The sequence below is a fragment of the Zooshikella ganghwensis DSM 15267 genome (genome assembly GCF_000428585.1).
Taxonomy (GTDB): Bacteria; Pseudomonadota; Gammaproteobacteria; order Pseudomonadales; family Zooshikellaceae; genus Zooshikella; species Zooshikella ganghwensis.
The window spans coordinates 1-5,032 of sequence record NZ_AUAF01000223.1 but is presented as its reverse complement, the minus strand read 5'-3'; the positions used below and the strand labels follow the sequence as shown (position 1 = coordinate 5,032).

The 5,032-nt window shown below is 39.1% G+C and carries 6 protein-coding genes; 1 reads left to right on the top strand and 5 read right to left on the bottom strand.

Annotation, left to right across the window (positions count from 1 at the left end):
* Positions 1–81 precede the first annotated feature (81 nt).
* From F607_RS0124475 to F607_RS0124465, 3 genes are all read right to left on the bottom strand, one after another.
* Positions 82–1,062, bottom strand: coding sequence for a hypothetical protein (locus F607_RS0124475; protein ID WP_027710148.1), 981 nt, complete (start codon positions 1,060–1,062; stop codon positions 82–84).
* Positions 1,063–1,386: 324 nt separating this feature from the next.
* Positions 1,387–1,953: a PIN domain-containing protein gene (locus F607_RS0124470; protein WP_027710147.1), complete on the bottom strand. Its 567-nt coding sequence runs from the start codon at positions 1,951–1,953 to the stop codon at positions 1,387–1,389.
* Between the two features lie 3 nt (positions 1,954–1,956).
* On the bottom strand, positions 1,957–2,421 hold the full coding sequence (locus F607_RS0124465; RefSeq protein ID WP_027710146.1) for a helix-turn-helix domain-containing protein: 465 nt from the start codon (positions 2,419–2,421) through the stop codon (positions 1,957–1,959).
* Between the two features lie 325 nt (positions 2,422–2,746).
* Here F607_RS0124465 and F607_RS33215 point away from each other — a divergent pair, with 325 nt between their 5' ends.
* Positions 2,747–3,673 (top strand): metallophosphoesterase family protein, encoded by a 927-nt coding sequence (locus F607_RS33215; protein ID WP_027710145.1) that lies wholly within the window; start codon positions 2,747–2,749, stop codon positions 3,671–3,673.
* Here F607_RS33215 and F607_RS0124455 read toward each other — a convergent pair.
* Together F607_RS0124455 and F607_RS33210 are read right to left on the bottom strand one after the other, a co-directional pair.
* Positions 3,634–4,197, bottom strand: a complete 564-nt coding sequence (locus F607_RS0124455) for a hypothetical protein (RefSeq protein ID WP_027710144.1) — start codon at positions 4,195–4,197, stop codon at positions 3,634–3,636. The genes F607_RS33215 and F607_RS0124455 overlap by 40 nt on opposite strands.
* A 14-nt stretch (positions 4,198–4,211) precedes the next feature.
* Positions 4,212–5,032: polymorphic toxin-type HINT domain-containing protein (locus F607_RS33210; RefSeq protein ID WP_268967654.1), on the bottom strand; the 821-nt coding region annotated here is incomplete at its 5' end.

Genomic DNA, 5,032 nt, shown 5'->3' with positions numbered 1-5,032 from the left:
AGGAGGTAATAGACTTAACTAGGACAAGCTCGGTATTCTAGCAAATTATGAGCGTATGGTATTGATTGATTAATGAGCGATTCAACAAAGCCCCTCTGGGCTCCAAACATACAAACCATTACAGTAATGTTCTTGCTGTCGAATTAAAAAATACGGTAAATATTCAGTTTTGCGGGGATGAAAACGGCTGTAATGAAGCTCAGCAATAATGGGGTTGTGGTATAAAAACTCAAAACCAGGACAGGGAGGATTATAGTACTCGACTCGGTATTTCCCTTGTCCATCGGTGAACGTTATGAAGTCACGTCCATCCGCTACTGCAAACACTTTAGCATTTGCAATGGGATTTAATACGGTATCGGTTGCTTCTCGATCACGAAATTTTTTAACTTCATTATTATTATCCAAAATAAACCCTGTACGCACCCCAATATTATTTTCCGATCGGTAAAGTATTCGACCAGTTTTGGTCGACACTAACACACTACGAATATAGCCTGCAGGGCTTTGAGTGACAGGGACTTCATAAGTAGAGATGGGAATTTCTAATAAAATATATTTATTATTCCCAATAATAAATTCAGGTTTTAAAAGCCAAACAAATAAGGTGTCATCCTTCAACGCTTTTTTTAATCGACTATTCCCTTCATGATCAACAATACGGGTTGTTTCGCTTTCATATTGTTCACGGGATAATACCTTAAATTGATTAATATACTGTTTTTCAATCAACTGCTTTTGCTTGAGAAAACTATTAAAGGTGACACCACTCATAATCCGGGTATCAGCATACTCCCCCTGCTGTTCGCCAATGGTTTTGACTTCTTTTCCTTCAAGATCGAACTCCACTAGAATGGGCGCATCATTTTCGCCTAAGATCACTTCTCGGGCATAAACAGCACCTTTAGAAACCTGCTTGACGGGAGCAAAATCGATAGGCTGCATTCCTTGCACAAACGGGTAGGCATACACACGGCAGCATTGACAACAAAATGCCAATAACACGAATAACTGAAATAGTAACTGGCGTAATAACCGAGCAACAGGCACACACCACTGCATAGTTTAACTACCCTACACTCAATAACGCACTTTTATAGCCTGTTTAAAAGCACCCAAGGTAAACTTCTAGTGTAGGACACAACCTTAAAAAGGTTGGAAAAAGAACAACCACTCAGTGCATCAGTAAATTAATGAACACTAAATTAGTGTTGAAAATGAAGTATGAAATGAAAGAGCGTAATCCACGATATTTTGTGGATAGCCATTGTAAATAGAATAATAATTCACTTAACTACAGAACCACCCGAAATATTGAATGTTTATCAACCACTACTCGATAAAAAAATAGCCGATAACCCTGCGTATCGGCTATTTATCAAAGACTTACAGCATTTCCGCAAAACGCCTCAAGATGTTAGCTGTTACAGCGAGACCATTCGTTTCCAATGTATCTAAATAATCTCCAATACTTTTTGGTGGTCGCTTTAGGGCCGCACGATGCTGGCGAACAACATTGCAAACGAGTGCAGGATCTAGATCAAGCTGGTAGGCTAAAAATTCGTCTGGATGCTTCGCTTCAATTTCAAACTGTTTAAGCTTGCTTGCAGGAAAATCTTTTAAATTAAAGGTGATAATTGCTTGCGCACCACACTTGATTGCTGCGGCAAGTACGTGTCGATCATCAGGATCTGGTAAACTTAAACCTTCAATCAAAGGTTCATACCCTTCAACTAAGCAGTCTCTGACATGGCTGTCCATAAGCTGTCTAGTACGTTGTAGCTGCTCTGGCTTTAAATCAGGCCGTTTAGCAAGCACATTACGTATCCATTCATCATGGATTTGAGCTGTCCAACGGGCAGAAAATAAGTCAGTGAGTGCTAAACGCATAAAAAGGTCACGCAAAGGGGCTGGATAGAGGACATTCGCATCCAATACAACGGTATAGCGCATGCATTAATATCCCATATCCAGTTCTTGTGCTTGGGCCGTGAGCTCATCAAGTACTGATAGGCGTTTCTGATCAATCGCCTGCTTATAATTCATGACATCCTGGAAAAGTACACGACGATGAGTTCCTTTTTTAGTAAAGGGGATCTCACCTTGCTCCAGTAGTTTCACCAAATAAGGACGAGAGACATTCAACATATCTGCAGCTTGTTGTGTTGTCAGTTCAGCATGCACAGGTACCAATGTTACAGCATGACCTTGTGCCATTTGCACTAAGACCTCTTTCAATAAGTTGAGGGCTGCTGTTGGAACCGTTAACTGCTCTCCACCCTCATCAACAAACTGAATACGTTCAGCGTTTGGAGCCTGCTTACCAATGATTTTGGCAAGTAAAGGCGCGCTCTTTCGCGCTAGATCAATATCGTAGGGGCTTGGGTTATGTACTGCCCCTAGTGCTGTTGATGTTGCCATTTTCCTAAACCTTTTGATGACCAATAGTGTCATCATATACGAAATAAACGAAACAAGCAAATAATCGAAATAAACGAAACAAGATGCTCTAAGTACTGAAAATACTGGCTTATGGGGTGTATGGCGCTATAGCAAAAACTTCCGATAACAAAGATTATCGGAACTTTTTTCGAGGGGGTTGGGTATTCTGGGGTGGGGTAGGCGCACTAAGAGCACTAGCAGATAATAAGCTTTTTTGAGCAGGAGTACTTTATGGCAGTGTATTTATATAAAACAATAGATTACGATTAATAATGCTAAAGATTAAAGAATTTACCTTTTAAGAATGTTGAAAAAAGAGACTAGAAAACTAAATTTTGCTGTATTTGGTGATGTTCATGGCCGTGTTGCCTTGATGTATACTCTTGCCTATTTATGGCAGAGCCAAAAAAATACTACACTTGATGGAATTCTCCAAGTCGGAGATATGGGAGCCTACCCAAACCCTTTAAAAATGGATCAAGCTTCAAAAAAATATGCACAAAAAGACCCTGATGAGTTAGGTTTTAGCAATTTTTGTAAAGAAACCGATGAATCAAAACTTTTTCTTAGTTACCAACAAGCCCCTGAAACCTATTTTATTCGAGGTAATCACGAAGACTTCGAATACCTAAGTAACTTTAAGAATCCTGGGACTGTAGATCCATGGGGTAAAATAACTTATATCCCTAATGGTCAATCTATACACCTTAACAATAGCTCACTTGTTGTGGGTGCATTTGGAGGAATTCCCCCGTCAATAGAAACAAAATCTCGTGGAAAAAAAAATAAAAAGAAATATAAGCATGCCTCCCTTAAGTCTCATTTAGACCCTCGCTATTTTACATATGAAGAAATAGAGCAAGCATTTTCGAAAACAAACACGATTGATATACTAATGACTCATGCAGGCCCTTTATCAGCAGAGCTTCCTGAAGGCTCTTCTTTAATTCAAAAACTGGCTGAGAAGTTACAACCGAAAGTACATTTATTTGGTCACCACCATAAAGTTATTGGTCCAGTATCAAGACCTGGGGAGTCTTTAATGGTTGGGCTAGAACACCTGGAGTTTAATGCAGAAGGTAGTCTTATCAGAGGATCATGGGGCATTCTTTCATTAGATAATGATGAGTATTCTTTCTACTTTCCATCGGAGAAAGAATACCCTTTTCTGCAAAGATTAAAGCAGTATAACTATCGAGAGCTTGCTAACGAGGTTATTTCCCAACCTTGACTCAATTCATAAGGGTCAATAATCCATATACCTGGTATTTCAAGCTCTGTTAACTCAGTTCCTATATAGATAGTTTTGCCACATTGGAACTCTACTGAAATACCACTCATTGAGTGCCATCCATTAAATTCATGATGTTTGGATATGACACTTGCAGATACGATCGCACCAAGTTTGGTGTCAGGTATATCATGAATAAATTTGTTATCTTTTATGATTGGTATTTTATGAGAATAACGATTTATAAGATTATAAACAGAGTCTTTACTACTCAATGTACTAAATAAATATATATTTTTTTTCCCTTCATCTAAGTAAATTATAACTATTTCACCATGTGAAGTTTCAACAACTAAGGGGTTGTAATCAGATAAAGGTTCATCTTCGTTAGGGTCATCAGATAGCCTATAAAGATCCTTAATTGTTGCTTTAATTAAAAACTCCAGAGTACGTAAACTTTCAGGAATATAAGGCGCTAAACTAGCGCCTTGATTATATAGTTGAGTAATTAATTTATTATGCATATTCAGTTATATTCTTATCCATTTGCACTTTTAATTTTTTCAAAACCTTTAATCATTCCATCAATTCGCTTGAGATATGCTTTAAGCTGAGGTTTTGCTTGTTTTGGCTTTAACTTCGAAAGATCTCTGATATCAGCGGGATCAACAAGGCTGATTGAACCATCCTTCCGACTGACCATAAACTGTAAATCATCAATCACAATATTATCTTTCGCAGCCATGTCTCTTAACTGCTTTAAATCTTTCATTGTTTTGGTGTTAACAGCTCTTAAGTCTTCAAGCTTGGGGGCAATATCTTTATATTGTCCAGTTTGTAGCAGCTCTTTACTAAGAGCCCCATCCACCTTTTTCATTAATATTGCTTGTTTTTCGACTCCATCTTCAACAGTGTCTATAAAATCTTCAAACACTGTAGGGTAACCTTTATCCTTTAATAACTTTAAGTTGGCAGCTTCTTTTGCAAGCTGTGTATTTGCCCTGCCTCCAGAACCCGTCGCAACCTTTAGGACTAAATCAGAGTTTCCAGATACTTCATAAACAGTACCAAAACCTCCTCGACCGATTTCTTTTCCTACTTGATAGCCACCAATAGACTTAACTTGTGGTGCATCTTTCACCACACACGTCCGCTTAGACCCATTATGCACCAACGCCCCTTGCTGCCCCACAAAGTACGTGTGGTAGTCTTTGACTTCCAGGTTGTAGACGCTTTGGAGTGCCGGTTTGTATTCGGTGTGTTGGACGGTGAGCGGTTGCAGGCTTTGGCTGACGAGCTTGTCACCGGCTTTCAGGTCTTTGGCGGCTACCCATTGGTTGTCGGTGGTTCTAAAGGGAT